The sequence below is a fragment of the Pseudomonas sp. RIT-To-2 genome, from assembly GCF_029623465.1.
Lineage (GTDB): Bacteria > Pseudomonadota > Gammaproteobacteria > Pseudomonadales > Pseudomonadaceae > Aquipseudomonas > Aquipseudomonas silvicola.
The window spans coordinates 89,947-104,859 of record NZ_JAPYKM010000006.1 but is presented as its reverse complement, the minus strand read 5'-3'; the positions used below and the strand labels follow the sequence as shown (position 1 = coordinate 104,859).

The 14,913-nt window shown below is 63.5% G+C and carries 15 protein-coding genes; 1 reads left to right on the top strand and 14 read right to left on the bottom strand.

Translation table 11 applies throughout. The annotated features are described in order from the left end of the window. Positions 1 to 28 precede the first annotated feature (28 nt). From ureC to QBK88_RS07685, 14 genes are all read right to left on the bottom strand, one after another. Positions 29 to 1,729: an urease subunit alpha gene (gene ureC / locus QBK88_RS07750; protein ID WP_277961590.1), complete on the bottom strand. Its 1,701-nt coding sequence runs from the start codon at positions 1,727 to 1,729 to the stop codon at positions 29 to 31. A 63-nt stretch (positions 1,730 to 1,792) separates the two neighbouring features. Continuing rightward, the gene (locus QBK88_RS07745; RefSeq protein WP_268145859.1) at positions 1,793 to 2,098 is read right to left on the bottom strand and encodes an urease subunit beta; all 306 of its coding nucleotides are present in this window, start codon (positions 2,096 to 2,098) and stop codon (positions 1,793 to 1,795) included. Positions 2,099 to 2,108: 10 nt separating this feature from the next. After that, a complete protein-coding gene (locus QBK88_RS07740; RefSeq protein ID WP_158155850.1) occupies positions 2,109 to 2,630 on the bottom strand; it encodes a GNAT family N-acetyltransferase in 522 nt (173 codons plus the stop codon). Positions 2,631 to 2,636: 6 nt separating this feature from the next. Then, positions 2,637 to 3,170: a GNAT family N-acetyltransferase gene (locus QBK88_RS07735; protein WP_277961589.1), complete on the bottom strand. Its 534-nt coding sequence runs from the start codon at positions 3,168 to 3,170 to the stop codon at positions 2,637 to 2,639. Between the two features lie 8 nt (positions 3,171 to 3,178). Continuing rightward, positions 3,179 to 3,481: an urease subunit gamma gene (gene ureA, locus QBK88_RS07730; protein ID WP_096513642.1), complete on the bottom strand. Its 303-nt coding sequence runs from the start codon at positions 3,479 to 3,481 to the stop codon at positions 3,179 to 3,181. Positions 3,482 to 3,539: 58 nt separating this feature from the next. Next, on the bottom strand, positions 3,540 to 4,379 hold the full coding sequence (locus tag QBK88_RS07725) for an urease accessory protein UreD (RefSeq protein WP_277961588.1): 840 nt from the start codon (positions 4,377 to 4,379) through the stop codon (positions 3,540 to 3,542). A 30-nt stretch (positions 4,380 to 4,409) separates the two neighbouring features. Further along, a complete protein-coding gene (gene urtE, locus QBK88_RS07720) occupies positions 4,410 to 5,108 on the bottom strand; it encodes an urea ABC transporter ATP-binding subunit UrtE (RefSeq protein WP_268145856.1) in 699 nt (232 codons plus the stop codon). 81 nt (positions 5,109 to 5,189) lie between these two features. Continuing rightward, entirely contained in the window at positions 5,190 to 6,050 is an 861-nt protein-coding gene (urtD, locus tag QBK88_RS07715) for an urea ABC transporter ATP-binding protein UrtD (RefSeq protein ID WP_158155860.1), read from the bottom strand. Beyond that, a complete protein-coding gene (gene urtC, locus QBK88_RS07710; RefSeq protein WP_277961587.1) occupies positions 6,047 to 7,126 on the bottom strand; it encodes an urea ABC transporter permease subunit UrtC in 1,080 nt (359 codons plus the stop codon). Before urtC ends, urtD begins: the two co-directional genes overlap by 4 nt. Beyond that, positions 7,126 to 8,667 carry an urea ABC transporter permease subunit UrtB gene (gene urtB, locus QBK88_RS07705; RefSeq protein ID WP_277961586.1) on the bottom strand — a complete coding sequence of 514 codons (1,542 nt, stop codon included), beginning with the start codon at positions 8,665 to 8,667 and terminating at the stop codon, positions 7,126 to 7,128. Before urtB ends, urtC begins: the two co-directional genes overlap by 1 nt. Before the next feature lie 169 nt (positions 8,668 to 8,836). Next, the gene (urtA, locus tag QBK88_RS07700) at positions 8,837 to 10,102 is read right to left on the bottom strand and encodes an urea ABC transporter substrate-binding protein (protein WP_158155866.1); all 1,266 of its coding nucleotides are present in this window, start codon (positions 10,100 to 10,102) and stop codon (positions 8,837 to 8,839) included. 346 nt (positions 10,103 to 10,448) lie between these two features. Then, positions 10,449 to 12,506 carry a TonB-dependent copper receptor gene (locus tag QBK88_RS07695; RefSeq protein ID WP_277961585.1) on the bottom strand — a complete coding sequence of 686 codons (2,058 nt, stop codon included), beginning with the start codon at positions 12,504 to 12,506 and terminating at the stop codon, positions 10,449 to 10,451. 89 nt (positions 12,507 to 12,595) lie between these two features. Further along, the gene (locus QBK88_RS07690) at positions 12,596 to 12,997 is read right to left on the bottom strand and encodes a DUF2946 domain-containing protein (protein ID WP_277961584.1); all 402 of its coding nucleotides are present in this window, start codon (positions 12,995 to 12,997) and stop codon (positions 12,596 to 12,598) included. A gap of 3 nt (positions 12,998 to 13,000) precedes the next feature. Next, on the bottom strand, positions 13,001 to 13,447 hold the full coding sequence (locus tag QBK88_RS07685) for a copper chaperone PCu(A)C (protein ID WP_277961583.1): 447 nt from the start codon (positions 13,445 to 13,447) through the stop codon (positions 13,001 to 13,003). 412 nt (positions 13,448 to 13,859) lie between these two features. Between QBK88_RS07685 and QBK88_RS07680 the strand changes: the two genes are divergently transcribed. After that, entirely contained in the window at positions 13,860 to 14,867 is a 1,008-nt protein-coding gene (locus QBK88_RS07680; protein ID WP_277961582.1) for a hypothetical protein, read from the top strand. Positions 14,868 to 14,913 lie beyond the last annotated feature (46 nt).

Here is a 14,913-nt window from a genome sequence, read left to right as displayed (position 1 = left end):
CGCTGGCGGGCCAGCTCCTGCAGGGGGGTCAGAAGAGGAAGTAGCGCTGGGCCATGGGCAGGGTTTCGGCCGGCTCACACCACAGCAGCACGCCATCGGCCTTGACCTGGTAGGTCTGCGGGTCGACGTCGATGTCAGGCAGGTAGCCGTTGTGGATAAGGTCGGTTTTCTGCACGGTGCGGCAGCCCTTCACCACGCCGATCTGCTTTTTCAGCCCCAGTTGCTCGGGCACCCCGGCCTCCAGCGCGGCCTGGCTGATGAAGGTAATGCTGGTGGCGTGCCGCGAGCCGCCGTAGCTGGCGAACATGGGGCGGTAGTGCACCGGCTGGGGCGTGGGGATCGAGGCGTTGGCGTCGCCCATCAGGCTGGCCGCGATGGCGCCACCCTTGAGGATCAGGGTGGGCTTGACCCCGAAGAACGCCGGGCGCCACAACACCAGGTCGGCCCATTTGCCGATTTCGATCGAGCCTACTTCATGGCTGATGCCATGGGTGATGGCCGGGTTGATGGTGTATTTGGCGATGTAGCGCTTGGCGCGGAAGTTGTCGTTGCCGGGGGCATCTTCTGCCAGGGCGCCGCGTTGTTTCTTCATCTTGTCGGCGGTTTGCCAGGTGCGGGTGATCACCTCGCCCACCCGGCCCATGGCCTGGCTGTCGGAGCTGATCATCGAGAACGCGCCCAGGTCGTGGAGGATATCTTCGGCCGCGATGGTCTCGCGGCGGATGCGGCTCTCGGCGAAGGCCACGTCCTCGGCGATGCTGGGGTCCAGGTGGTGGCACACCATCAGCATGTCCAGGTGTTCGTCGATGGTGTTGCGGGTGAACGGCCGTGTCGGGTTGGTGGAACTGGGCAACACGTTCTTGAAGCCGCACGCCTTGATGATATCGGGGGCGTGGCCGCCGCCGGCACCTTCGGTGTGGTAGGTGTGGATGGTGCGGCCCTTGAAGGCGCCGAGCGTGGTTTCCACGAAGCCCGATTCGTTGAGGGTATCGGTGTGGATGGCCACCTGCACGTCGTACTGGTCGGCCACGTTCAGGCAGTTGTCGATGGAGGCCGGGGTGGTGCCCCAGTCTTCGTGCAGTTTCAGGCCGATGGCGCCGGCCTTCACTTGTTCGATCAGGGGTTCCGGCAGGCTGGCGTTGCCCTTGCCGGTGAAGCCGATGTTCATGGGGAACGAGTCGGCGGCCTGGAGCATGCGCGCCATGTGCCATGGGCCTGAGGTACAGGTGGTGGCGTTGGTACCGGTGGCGGGGCCCGTGCCGCCGCCGATCATGGTGGTGACGCCACTCATCAGGGCTTCTTCGATCTGCTGCGGGCAGATGAAGTGGATGTGGGTGTCGATACCGCCGGCGGTGAGGATCATGCCCTCACCGGCGATAACCTCGGTGCTGGCGCCGATGGCGATGGTCACGTCGGGCTGGATATCCGGGTTGCCGGCCTTGCCGATAGCGGCGATGCGACCATCCTTGAGGCCCACGTCGGCCTTGACGATGCCCCAGTGGTCGATGATCAGGGCGTTGGTGATCAGCGTGTCGACTACCTCGGCGGCCAGCAGTTGGCCCTGGCCCATGCCATCGCGGATCACTTTGCCGCCGCCGAACTTCACTTCTTCACCGTAGGTGGTGAAATCCTTTTCCACTTCGATCCACAGGTCGGTATCGGCCAGGCGTACCTTGTCGCCGACGGTGGGGCCGAACATGTCGGCATAGGCTTGTCTCGAGATTTTCATGCTGCGTCCTTACGAATTTGCCATGCCGTGCCTTGCACCTTGTGGGACCAGGCATGTGATGTGTCAGAGGTCGCCCATGATGCGGCCGGCGAAGCCGAATACGCGGCGGTTGCCGGCCAGGTCCACCAGCTCCACGTCGCGGCTCTGGCCCGGCTCGAAGCGCACGGCGGTACCGGCCGGAATGTTCAGGCGCATGCCGCGGCTGGCGGCGCGGTCGAAGGTGAGGGCGTCGTTGGTTTCGAAAAAATGGTAATGCGAGCCGACCTGGATAGGCCGGTCGCCGCTGTTGGCCACGGTCAGGCTGATGGTGCGGCGGCCGACGTTGAGTTCGATGTCGCCGGGTTGGATCTGGTACTGGCCAGGAATCATGCGGCCCTCCTCAAAGTGTCTTGTAGAAAAACGCCGTGGCGGTGTATTCACCATCCGGCCGGCAGGCAAACCCGGGGATCTGCCCGGCGCGCTTGTAGCCCTGGGACAGGTAGAAGGCCTCGGCGGGCGAGCCTGCTTCGGTGTCCAGGTGCAACAGGCCGCGCTTGTACTGGCGGGCGGCGACCTCCACCGCCTGCATCAATTGCTGCCCCATGCCGCGCCGCTGGGCGTCGGAACGCACCATCAGCTTCTGCACCTCGGCCCGGTTCAGGCCGTTGACGCGCTTGCAGAACACCAATTGCGCACTGGCCATGACCTGCTCGTCACGCACCACGGCCCATAGCACCAGGTCGTTGATGGCGATGCGGTTTTTCACTTCGTCGAAATAACTGTTGGCTTCATGGGCGTCCAGGTCGGCGAGAAAACCGATGGAGGCGCCCTGCTTGACCGAGTCCAACAGCAACTCGACCAGGCCCTGGCGGTAGTGAGCAAAGCTTTCAACGGTGACGCGGCGCAATTGGGCGGCATTCATGGCGGCTTACTCCACGGGAGTCGGGGAAGGTTCGGCGCCTGGGTTCAGGATCAGTTGCATGAAGGTCAGGTCCAGCCAGCGACCGAACTTGCTGCCCACCTGGGGCATCTGCCCCGTGATCGTGAAACCGAGTCGCTCGTGCAGACGAATGGACGCCGCGTTGCCACTCTCGATGGCGGCGACCATCACGTGTTTGTCACAGCCGCGTGCGCGTTCGACCAAGGCATTCATCAGCAGCGGCCCCAGGCCGTTGCCCCGTTGATCGGCGCGTACGTAGACCGAATGTTCGACGGTCTGGCGAAAGCCCTGAAAAGGACGCCAGTCACCAAATGAAGCGTAGCCCAGCACAGCGTCATTGGCGTCGACCGCCACCAGGATCGGGTAGTGCTGAGCCTGCCGGGCGGCATACCAGGCCTGGCGGTTGCCCAGGTCCACGGGTTGTTCGTTCCAGATGGCGGTGGTGTTGAGCACCGCGTCGTTGTAGATATCGCGGATGCCAGGCAGGTCGGCATGCACGGCGTCGCGTACGCGAAAAGTCATGGCGGGCCTCAGGCGATCGGTTGGTGGACAGTGACGAGCTTGGTGCCGTCGGGGAAGGTGGCCTCCACCTGGATTTCCGGGATCATTTCCGGGATGCCTTCCATCACCTGTTCACGGCTGAGCAGGGTGGTGCCGTAGTGCATCAGCTGGGCGACGGTCTGGCCGTCGCGGGCGCCTTCCAGCAACGCGGCCGAGATATAGGCCATGGCTTCCGGGTAGTTGAGCTTCACGCCACGCGCCAGGCGGCGCTCGGCGACCAGGCCGGCAGTGAAGATCAGCAGCTTGTCTTTTTCGCGGGGTGTCAGGTCCATGGTGTGTCCATTCGTGGGCAGTAACAAAACAGGTGGCTGATGGCCACAGGCGCGCGCATCAGGTGCTCCAGATTCTGGGGGGCAGGGCTTCTTTGCCCAGCACTTCGGGGCGCAACAGTTTCCACAGGCCGATCAGCCAGTCGCGGGCCTGCAGGCCTTCGTGGGCCAGGCAGCGGGCCACCAGCACGCCAGGCAACTGGCTGAGGTCGCCGCGCACCTGGCCCTTGAAGGCCCGGCATTGCTCCAGCAGTTCAGGACTGACGTCGGCGCTCACCAGCAAGGTAGCGAACACGGTGTGCCCGGCCAGGCCCATGGGCGAGTCGAGCAGGCCGTCGTTGCCGGTGACGCGCTGGCGCTCGTGCCAAAGCAATTGGCCGTCGCGGCGTACGTCCAGGCGGCTCTGGAAATGCCCGCGCTCGAAACGCTCGTCGGCGGCGGGGCGGCCCAAGGCAACCACGTCCCAATAGAACAGCCGGGCGTCGCCTTCAAGGTCGATGGTGGTGGCCAGTTCGGCCTGGGCGGCGCTGTAGACGATGGTTTCCTGGGGCAGCCACTCAAGGGTCGCCCCCGGGCCCACGCGCAGGTTCAGGGTCTGGTAGGCGGGGCCTGCGGCGCGGTACCACTTGGCCGCGCCAGGGCTGGTCAACTGCGCCCAGGCACCTGCACCGACGCTGGCGCTGATGTTCAACCGGTCACCGCCGGCGATGCCCCCTGGTGGGTGGACGATGATGTGCTGGCACACCTGAGGGCCTTCGGCGTACAGGTGCTTCTGCACTCGCAGCGGGCCCTGGTGGCGGCGCAGTGTGGGCCGGGTGGTGTCGCCGAAGCGGCCATAGCCCAGCTCGAGCTCGGCGTGCCAGCTCGGCGTGTACAGGGCGGTGGAGACGGGCAGGTTCATAGGCGCATTCATTATTGGTTTGCGTGCAGATTAAATGGTTACCAGGCCGCGTACACCCTCGGCCTCCATATTTTCACCGCGGCCCTGCTGCACGATCTCGCCGCGGGACATCACCAGGTACTGGTCGGCCAGTTCGGCGGCGAAGTCGTAGAACTGCTCCACCAGCAGAATCGCCATGTCGCCACGGGCCGCGAGCTTCTTGATCACCGCGCCGATTTCCTTGATCACCGAGGGCTGGATACCTTCGGTGGGCTCGTCGAGGATCAGCAGGCGCGGGCGGCTGGCCAGGGCACGGCCAATGGCCAATTGTTGTTGCTGGCCGCCGGACAGGTCGCCGCCGCGGCGGTGTTTCATCTGCAGCAGCACCGGGAACAGTTCATAGATGAACGCCGGTACTTGCTTAGCCTCACTGGCGCTGAAGCGCGACAGGCCCATCAGCAGGTTCTCTTCAACCGTCAGGCGGCCGAAGATCTCGCGGCCCTGGGGCACGTAGGCGATGCCGGCGTGCACGCGCTGGTGTGGTTTGAAACCGGTGATAGGCTTGCCTTCCCACTGCACGCTGCCTTCCTTGGACGGGATCAGGCCCATCAGGCACTTGAGCAGGGTGGTCTTGCCCACGCCGTTGCGGCCTAGCAGGCAGGTGACTTCGCCCACTTTCACGTCGAAGGACAAGCCGCGCAGGATGTGGCTGCCGCCGTAGTATTGGTGAAGCTTCTGGACTTCAAGCATGGTATTGCTCCAAATGTTCCTGTGGCGCCGGCCATGTCTGTGGGACCAAGCTGGCGCCCGATCCTGCAGGCTCGGTTGGCCTTAACGACCCAGATAAACCTCGATCACCCGCTCATCCGCTTGCACCTGCTGCAGCGACCCCTCGGCCAGCACACTACCTTGATGCAGCACGGTCACGTAGTCGGCGATGGTGTCGACGAAGCCCATGTCGTGCTCCACCACCATCAACGAATGCTTGCCGGCCAGGGTCTTGAACAGTTCGGCGGTGAACTCGGTCTCGGCGTCGGTCATGCCCGCCACCGGTTCGTCCAGCAGCAACAGCTGCGGGTCCTGCACCAGCAGCATGCCGATTTCCAGGAACTGCTTCTGGCCGTGGGACAGCAGCCCGGCCGGGCGGTGCACCGAGGCACTGAGCCGGATGGTCTCCAGCACCTCGTCGATGCGGTCCTTCTGTTCGCCATTGAGCCGCGCGCGAAGGCTGGCCCATACCGACTTGTCGGTTTTCTGCGCCAGTTCCAGGTTCTCGAACACGCTCAGGGCCTCGAACACCGTGGGCTTCTGAAACTTGCGGCCGATGCCGGCCTGGGCGATCTCGACTTCGCTCATGCGGGTCAGGTCCAGGGTCTCGCCGAACCAGGCCTTGCCGTGGCTGGGGCGGGTCTTGCCGGTGATCACGTCCATCAGCGTGGTCTTGCCCGCACCGTTGGGGCCGATGATGCAGCGCAGTTCACCGACGCCGATGTACAGGTTCAGGCTGTTGAGGGCCTTGAAGCCGTCGAAACTGACGCTGATGTCTTCCAGCGTCAGAATCGTGCCGTGGCGGGCGCTGAGGCTGCCGTCCACGCGCTGGCCCAGGCCAATGGCGTCGCGGCTGGTGCCGGCGTCGCGGTTGGGTTCCAGGATGGGTTCGAGCATCAGTTCCGGGGTGGGGGTGGTCTTCATTGTTCGCCCCTTTTCTTGATCAGGCCGATGACGCCCTTGGGCAGGTACAGGGTGACGATGATGAACAGCGCGCCCAGAAAGAACAGCCAGTATTCGGGGAAGGCCACGGTGAACCAGCTCTTCATGCCGTTCACCAGCCCTGCGCCCAGCAGCGGGCCGATCAGCGTGCCGCGCCCGCCCAGGGCCACCCACACGGCGGCCTCGATGGAGTTGGTGGGCGACATCTCGCTGGGGTTGATGATGCCTACCTGGGGCACGTACAAGGCGCCGGCCAGGCCGCACAGCACGGCGCTGAGCACCCAGATGAACAGCTTGAAGCCGCGCGGGTCGTAGCCGCAGAACATCAGGCGGTTCTCGGCGTCCCGCAGGGCGGTCAGCACCCGGCCGAACTTGCTTTGCGCCAGGCGCCAGCCCAGCAGCAGGCTGCCCACCAGCAAGGCCACGGTGAGCAGGAACAGCACCGCGCGGGTGCCCTGGGAGGTGATGTTGAAACCCAGGATGCTGCGGAAGTTGGTAAAGCCGTTGTTGCCGCCAAAGCCGGTCTCGTTGCGGAAGAACAGCAGCATGCCGGCGAAGGTCAGGGCCTGGGTCATGATCGAGAAATACACGCCCTTGATCCGCGAGCGGAAGGCGAAGAAGCCGAACACCAGCGCCAGCAGTCCCGGCGCCAGCACCACCAGGCACAGGGCCCAGAGGAAATGTTGAGTGCCGACCCAATACCATGGCAGCTCGGTCCAGGACAGGAAGGTCATGAAGGGCGGCAGACTGTCACCGGCTGACTCGCGCATCAGGTACATGCCCATGGCGTAGCCGCCCAGGGCGAAGAACAGGCCGTGGCCCAGCGACAACAGCCCGGCGTAGCCCCAGACCAGGTCCAGGGCCAGGGCAACAATGGCATAGCAGAGGATCTTGCCCACCAGCGTCAGCGTGTAGGCCGACACCTGCAGGCTGTTGCTTTCCGGCAGCAGGGACAGCAGTGCCAGGGCCACCAGCAGCGCCACGATCAGCGCGCCGATGGCAATGGTGGCCCTGGGGCCGGCCTTTTGTGCAGCGGTTACCATCAGGGGCTGGTTCATCAGTCGATCACCCGTCCTTTCAATGCAAAGAGGCCCTGGGGACGTTTCTGGATAAACAGAATGATCAGCGCCAGGATAAGGATCTTGCCCAGTACGGCACCGATCTGCGGTTCCAGGATCTTGTTGGCGATGCCCAGCCCGAACGCGGCCGAGACGCTGCCGGCCAGTTGGCCGACGCCGCCCAGCACTACCACCAGGAATGAGTCGATGATGTAGCCCTGGCCCAGTTCCGGGCCGACGTTGCCGATCTGGCTCAGGGCCACGCCGCCCAGGCCGGCGATGCCCGAACCCAGGCCGAAGGCGAGCATGTCGATGCGCCCGGTGGGCACGCCGCAGCAGGCAGCCATGTTGCGGTTCTGGGTGACGGCGCGCACGTTCAGGCCCAGGCGGGTCTTGTTCAGCAGCAGCCAGGTCAGCACCACCACGAACAGCGCGAAGGCAATGATGACGATGCGGTTGAATGGCAGTACCAGGTTAGGCAGCACTTGAATGCCGCCGCTCAGCCATTCGGGGTTGGCCACTTCGACGTTCTGGGCGCCGAAGATCAGCCGCACGGCCTGGATCAGGATCAGGCTGATACCCCAGGTGGCCAGCAGGGTTTCCAGCGGGCGGCCATACAGGTGGCGAATGATGGTGCGCTCCAGCGCCATGCCGATGCAGGCCGTGACGAAGAACGCCACCGGCAGGGCCACCAGCGGGTAGAACTCGATGGCGCCGGGGGCCAGGCGCTGAAACAGGATCTGCACGGCGTACGTGGAGTACGCGCCGATCATCAGCATCTCGCCGTGCGCCATGTTGATCACCCCCAGCAGGCCGAAGGTGATGGCCAGGCCCAGGGCCGCCAGCAGCAGGATCGAGCCAAGGGACATGCCGCTGAAGGCCTGGCCCAGCAGGTCGCCGATCATCAGCTTGCGCTTGACCTGTACCAGGCTGGTTTCGGCGGCGGTGCGCACGCCAGGGTCTTTTTCCACGTCCGGTTGCAGCAGGTTTTCCAGACGGGTGCGGGCCATGGGTTCGCCGGTGTCGCCCAGCAGGCGTACGGCCGCCAGGCGCACGGCTGGGTCGGGGTCTACCAGTTGCAGGTTGGCCAGCGCCAGGCTCAGGGCCGTCTTGATCGCGCTGTCCTGTTCGCCGGCCACCACGTGGTCCAGCAGTTTCAGCTGGTTGGGTTGGGCGCTCTTCTGCAGTTGCTGGGCGGCGGCGAGGCGCACGGGTTTGTCGTTGCTCAGCAGTTGCTGGCTGGCCAGGGCGTTGTCCACCAGGCCACGCAGGCGGTTGTTCAGGCGCACCTTGCGCAGGTTCGCATCCGTGGGGGCGTCGGGCTTCTCGATGACGGCGTGCTTGTCTGCGTCCATCGACACCCGGCCGTCCTGCAGGGCCAGCAGCAGTTCAAGGCGCTCGGGAATGGGCTCGGCGGCCCAGGTTTCCAGTAATTGGGCCTGCTGCGCGGAACTGCCGGCGACAAAATCGTCGGCGTCGCTGGCGTGTGCGGCCAGGGGCAGCAGTAGGAAGAGTGAAAGGATAAGGCGATAAAGGGACATGGCAGCGTCCTGGGCAAAACGTTGACGTCGAAACACCTGCGCTCCCTGTGGAACCGGGCGAAGCTCGGGAAGCAGGCGCTGCGGTATAACGGCGATACGGTGGTGAGGCCTTCCCGAGCTTCGCCCGGTCCCACAGGCGGCGAGTGGGACAAGGCGAGCATCGATGGGCTTAGTTGCTCTTCACCGCATAGTCAGGCTTCTTGTCGTTGCCTGGGATGAACGGGCTCCATGGCTCGGCGCGGATCGGTTCCTTGGTCTGCCACACCACGTTGAACTGGCCGTCGTCCTGGATCTCGCCGATCATCACCGGCTTGTGCAGGTGGTGGTTGGTCTTGTCCATGGTCAGGGTGAACCCCGATGGCGCGGCGAAGGTCTGGCCGCCCATGGCGTCGCGTACCTTGTCCACATCGGTGGACTTGGCCTTCTCGGCCGCCTGGGCCCACATGTGGATGCCCACGTAGGTGGCTTCCATCGGGTCGTTGGTCACAGCCTTGTCGGCACCCGGCAGGTTGTGGGCCTTGGCGTAGGCTTTCCAGTCGGCGACGAACTTGGTGTTGACCGGGTTATCCACCGACTCGAAGTAGTTCCAGGCGGCCAGGTTGCCTACCAGCGGCTTGGTATCGATGCCACGCAATTCTTCCTCGCCCACCGAGAAGGCCACCACTGGCACGTCGGTGGCTTTCAGGCCCTGGTTGGCCAGTTCCTTGTAGAAGGGCACGTTGGAATCGCCGTTGACGGTGGAGATAACGGCCGTCTTGCCGCCGGCGGAGAACTTCTTGATGTTGGCAACGATGGTCTGGTAGTCGGCGTGGCCGAACGGGGTGTAGACCTCTTCGATGTCGCTGTCTTTCACACCCTTGGAGTGCAGGAAGGCGCGCAGAATCTTGTTGGTGGTGCGCGGGTACACGTAGTCGGTACCCAGCAGGAAAAAGCGCTTGGCGCTGCCGCCGTCTTCGCTCATCAGGTATTCCACCGCCGGGATGGCCTGCTGGTTCGGCGCGGCGCCGGTGTAGAAAACGTTGGGCGACATTTCTTCGCCTTCATATTGGACCGGGTAGAACAGCAGGCCGTTGAGCTCCTCGAACACCGGCAGCACCGACTTGCGCGACACCGAGGTCCAGCAGCCGAACACCACCGCCACTTTGTCCTGGGTCAGCAACTGGCGGGCCTTCTCGGCGAACAGCGGCCAATTGGACGCTGGGTCCACCACCACGGGTTCCAGCTTCTTGCCATTGACCCCGCCCTTGGCGTTGATCTCGTCGATGGTCATCAAGGCCACGTCTTTCAACGAGGTCTCGGAGATTGCCATGGTGCCCGACAGCGAATGCAGAATACCGACCTTGATGGTCTCGGCGGCCTGGATAGTCCAGCTCATGCCCATGGCGGCGATGGATGCCGTGAGGGTAAACGCCTTGATCAAGCTACGACGCTTCATGGTGCAATCTCCATTGGTTATGTATTTTTAGTGGGGCAGATGGCGACTTCCGTGGGGATGTTTGCAAGGGGTGTGCCGAAGTGGTGCAAGGCCGTGGGATGGCGCTATCGGGGTGGTGGAGGTCGCTAGGCTGCACCGGGCTGGTGCGCGTTTGGCGGGGTGGTGCGGCTGGATGGGCGTTGCTGGTGCATTGCTAGCGGTGCTGCTAGGTCCGCGCTTCTGATGGGTAGAGTGTGCTTTGCCAGCAAGCGTGCGGGAAGCTCGCTGGGCGTCCTCAAGGGGCGGATCCGGTTGCTATCGTTCACATTAAAAGAGGGCGACACGCTCGTTGTGCCGCCCAATAGCGTCAGAAGCTCAGATCCACCTTCGTCCACAGGGTACGGCCGGTTTCGTTCACGGCCTGCGGGTCGCTGGCCGGGTAGCCGAAGCCGGCGTTGCCCGCCAGGTTCAGGTGCTCCGAATAGTTTTTGTCAAGCAGGTTGTCGACCCCGGCGCTCACCTTCAGGTGCTTGTTGATGCGGTAGGCGCCGTTGAGCGAGAACACACCGAAGCCCGGACTCTTTTCGTAATCCTTGCCCACCACGTTGCCCGCGCCGATGTCCACGCGGTTCTGTGCGGCCACCACGCGCCACAACGCGCCCGCACTCCAGTCTTGCTGGCTGTAGGTCAGGCCCAGGCGTGACTCCAGTGGCGGCATCTGCGCCAAGGCCTTGCCGTCGCTGGTGTTCTTGCCCCAGGCGTAGGCCAGGGTGGCGTCGGCTTTCCAATGTTCGGCGAGCGTGTAGGCCGCGCCCAGCTCGCCGCCCATGATGCGCGCGTCGACGTTGCGGGCCTGGGAGTTGCTGCCGGTGTAGTCGAACAGGATGAAGTCGCGCACCTGGCCAACGTAGCCCGAGGCCCAGGCTTCCACCTGCTCGGTCCTGTACTGGATACCGACATCCAGCTGGGTTGTTTTTTCCGGTTTCAGGTCGTGGAAGGCGTTGACGGCTCCCGGGCCTGAAGTGGGCGAGAACAGCTCCCAGTAATCGGGAAAGCGCTGCACATGGCCCAGGCCGATGTAGGTGGTGGCCGGCACTGCCGCCAGGTCATGCTCATAGCGCAGGAAACCGCTGGGCAAGGTCTGCACGCGGGTGTCGTCGGCCGTGGGATTGGCGCTGGCACTCATGCCCGAACCGGTGGTCTGGCGGTAGTCCCTGGCCTGGGCACGGTCCACGCGGGCGCCGCCGATGACCCGGTCGTTGCCCGTGGCATACCAGGTCAGTTCGCTGAACACACCGAAGTCCTGCATCTCGGCGTCCTTGCTTCGGGGCACATGCTTGTAGGCGTCCACGCCCATGGCGCTGCGCTTGCGGTGCTCGCTGGCCTGGGCGTCGAGGCCGCTGAGCAGTTGCCAGTCGGCCCATTTCCAGGTGGCCTTGATGCGTGCGCCCAGGGTGCGACGGTCGGGGTTGCTGGCCATCGGGCCCGCCATCATGCCGGTGCCGGACGGGGTGCGCAGGGTGTAGTTGTCCATCACGTGGTCGGCGTAGTTGTAGTAGACCTGGGCCTCTACCTTGTCGAGTACCTCGCCGAGGTTGCTCTTCTCGAAGCGCATGCCCAGGCTTTCGCGCTTGAACTGGGTGCCGTCCATGCCGCGCCCGGCATAGCGGGATTCGCCGTCGCCCTTGCCGGCCGTGAGTTCCAGCAGGGTGTCGGGATCGGGCGTCCAGCCCAGGGCGACATCGCCGTTCCATTTGTCCCAGCGCGACGGCACGGTGTCGCCGTTGCCATCCTTGTAATCATCGGACTGCGAGGTGTTGCCGACGAAGCGGGCGTAGCCGTCAGCGTTGCCCACGGCGGCATCCACCACCTTGTCGAAGCGGCCGTTGGAACCGGCCAGCAGGCTGGCATTGAAGCGGCTGCCCAGCTCGCCGAAGTGCTCGGGTTCACGCTCGAACAGGATGGTGCCAGCCGATGCCCCTGGCCCCCACTGCACGGTCTGCGGGCCCTTGATCACGGTGAGGCGGTCGAAGGTTTCCGGGGCGATGTAGGACGTGGGCGCGTCCATGCGGTTGGGGCAGGCGCCCAGCACGTTGCCGCCGTTGGTGAGGATATTCAGCCGCGAGCCGAACATGCCGCGCAGCACCGGGTCGCCGTTGGTGCCGCCGCTGCGGATGGCAGAGAAACCGGGAATGGTCTTCAGGTAGTCGGCGCCGTCACTGGCCGGCACGGGCTGGCGTGGGTCCTTGGGGTTGGTGACGATGGTCAGCGGTGAGCTGGGCGCCACGGCAGTGATGACGGTAGGGCTCAGTTCGGTGGCATCGACAGGTTCGGCGGCGATGACAACCGGGCTCAACAGGGTGCCGCATAGCGCGGCAGCGGTGCGCTTGCGCGACAGCGCAAAGGCAGGGGTAGACCTGGACATGAATGTTCCAACTTCAATCAGTCAAATAGGCACGGGCACGCACCCACTGCGGCGAATCGCAGCGTGGCGGGGCATGGCGTGAAGGTTGGCTAGAGGAAGTGGGTAGTCGGCGGGGCGCGGGTCATGGCGCCCGGGAAGATGGCCTGGCGGGCATGGCCCTGGCGTGTGGTTGGCACCCACCCTGCCACGGTGGCGGGCTTGGCCAGCGGCAGGGGATCGGGTGTGGTGGGTAGCGCCGGAGTGTGGAAGAACAGGCTGCAATAGCCGCATTTTTCCCACAGGGGGTGCAGCGCCGGGTCGCCGTGGTGGTTGCCCATGTCCATGCCGGGCATGTCCATGGGCATTTCCATGGCCACACCGCGCTCGTGCTCCATCGGCATCGCCTGGGACACAAGCGGGCCGATGAAGATCATCAGCATGGCGAACAGGCTCAGCCAGGTCGCCCGAGGTGGGCGGGGGGCGGAAGGCCTGTGGGCGGCGCGGCGGCTCATGGCTTAGGGGGCGGCCGTGGGTGCCTGCTTGAGGACCACCACTTGCACGTTGATGTCACCGGCCTGCTTGAAGTGCAGCGTCAGCGGGAAGTGGCCGCCGTCCTGCAGTTGGCTGCGGTCCTTGAGGTCCAGCAGCATCAGGTGGTAGCCCATGGGCTGGAAGGTAGCCTGTTCGCCGGGGCCGATGTTGACGGCTTCCACGTGGGCCATGGTCATCATGCCGTCGCTGTTCATGTGCTGGTGGATCTCGACGCTCCCGGCGATGGGGCTATCGGCGCCCAGCAGGCGGTCGGCGGCGTTGCCGTCGTTGCGCAGGGTCAGGTAGGCCGCCACGGTGGGCGCGTTGGGCGGCAGTTCCTGAGACCAGGGTTGCAGTACCTGAATATCCTGGGCGTGGGCCATGAAGGCCGGGGCGAGCAAGGTCAACGCTAACAGCACTTTCTTGAGCATGGTGTACGTCCATGAGCAGCGTGTGGGATGACGGCGGGGGAATTATCCACGATAGAGGCTTTTTTCACAGCCCCAATGTGCAGATTTGACGCCTATTGTGGTAGCTGTGCCGGACGTCGAAATAACTCCTGTTCAAGCCATATGTCGCAACCCGTTAATTGGTCAGGGTCAATATAGGCTTGTTATGCAGTTTCTGGGGCCATGCCGCTACTGTCGGTTGTTGTTGTGTTTGTGTAGTGACAGTATTAGGTTTTGTTTTTATTCGGGATCTGGAAAATAACTGACTATGCGCATGCGATTGAAAATGATCATACCTTGATTGCAGGTTGTTTTCAGTCGGCGTAGGTTGGGTATAAGTCCGGCTGCAATGTTTGAAACTAATAGCAGCTGTTGATGAAGGCAGGGGTGTGCGATGAAACCTATTTTTCACCGTTCGGTCTTGTTTCGAGTAGTGGCAATCGTTTTGCTTGTCGGGCTGCTGATGGTTGGCATTATCTATTCTCCGTTCAGGCCGTTTCAATCGCTGGCCCCACGCGTGGGGATTAGTCCTGAACAGGATGCAGTAGAAGTGTTGGCCTACTGGACGCCCGCCAGAATGAAAAACGCGGAGAAAGTCGAGGCCAGTTACAGCGGCCGGCCAGAGGAGCCGATTCTGACACCTGGAGGCGATGTCTATGGCTATACTGCACTGCCTGCGCCCTATGCAGCTGATGTTAAAAGTCGATGGGTCGGCATGTTGTTTTTCCATCGCCCGAGTGGGGCACAGCCGTTGGATGCGCATTGTTCCGCCTCCATCATTGACTCGGAGTCGAAAAGTTTGATTGTCACCGGCGCGCATTGCGTAATGAATGCCCCGAAGTTTCCGTTGACGTGGGATACACAGCTGATGTTTGTACCTGCTTATAATGGGGCGGCAGAGGGCGCGGAACAAGCGCCGTTTGGCTATTGGCCCATCCAGCGAGCGTTCTTGCCACAGGAGGTCGCTGATAACCCTTACAGTTTTTGGGGGGCTGGAAGTCTCGATCTGGCCGTGGCGCGTATTTATCCACAAAACAACAAGGCTTTGCAGGAGGTAGTAGGTGGCGGCTTTATTCCCCGCTTTCTCACCGATGACGATACATTCAACTGGGTTACTCTGTTGGGGTATCCCGGGCCCGTACAGTCCGGGCATGGAGATGGCAGGCAGTACATGTGCTATAGCCGCGGCGGAAAAAGCGGCTTGGAAGGCGACAAGTTGTCCATGCCGAGCTGCGAGCCTCTAGGCGGCAATAGCGGTGGCCCTATCTTGTTGGAAACCGCTGTTGGGAAAGACCCCGAGATCATCGGTACCTTGACAGCGCCTGATGGTCACAATCGCTTGAACAAGTCTGTCTTCACGCCGCTTTACAATGCCGCGGAAAATAGTGCCAGTGCGCGTTGACGTCATTGCGCCCGCAACTCTTGCAAAGCCCTGGTGGAAGTACTGC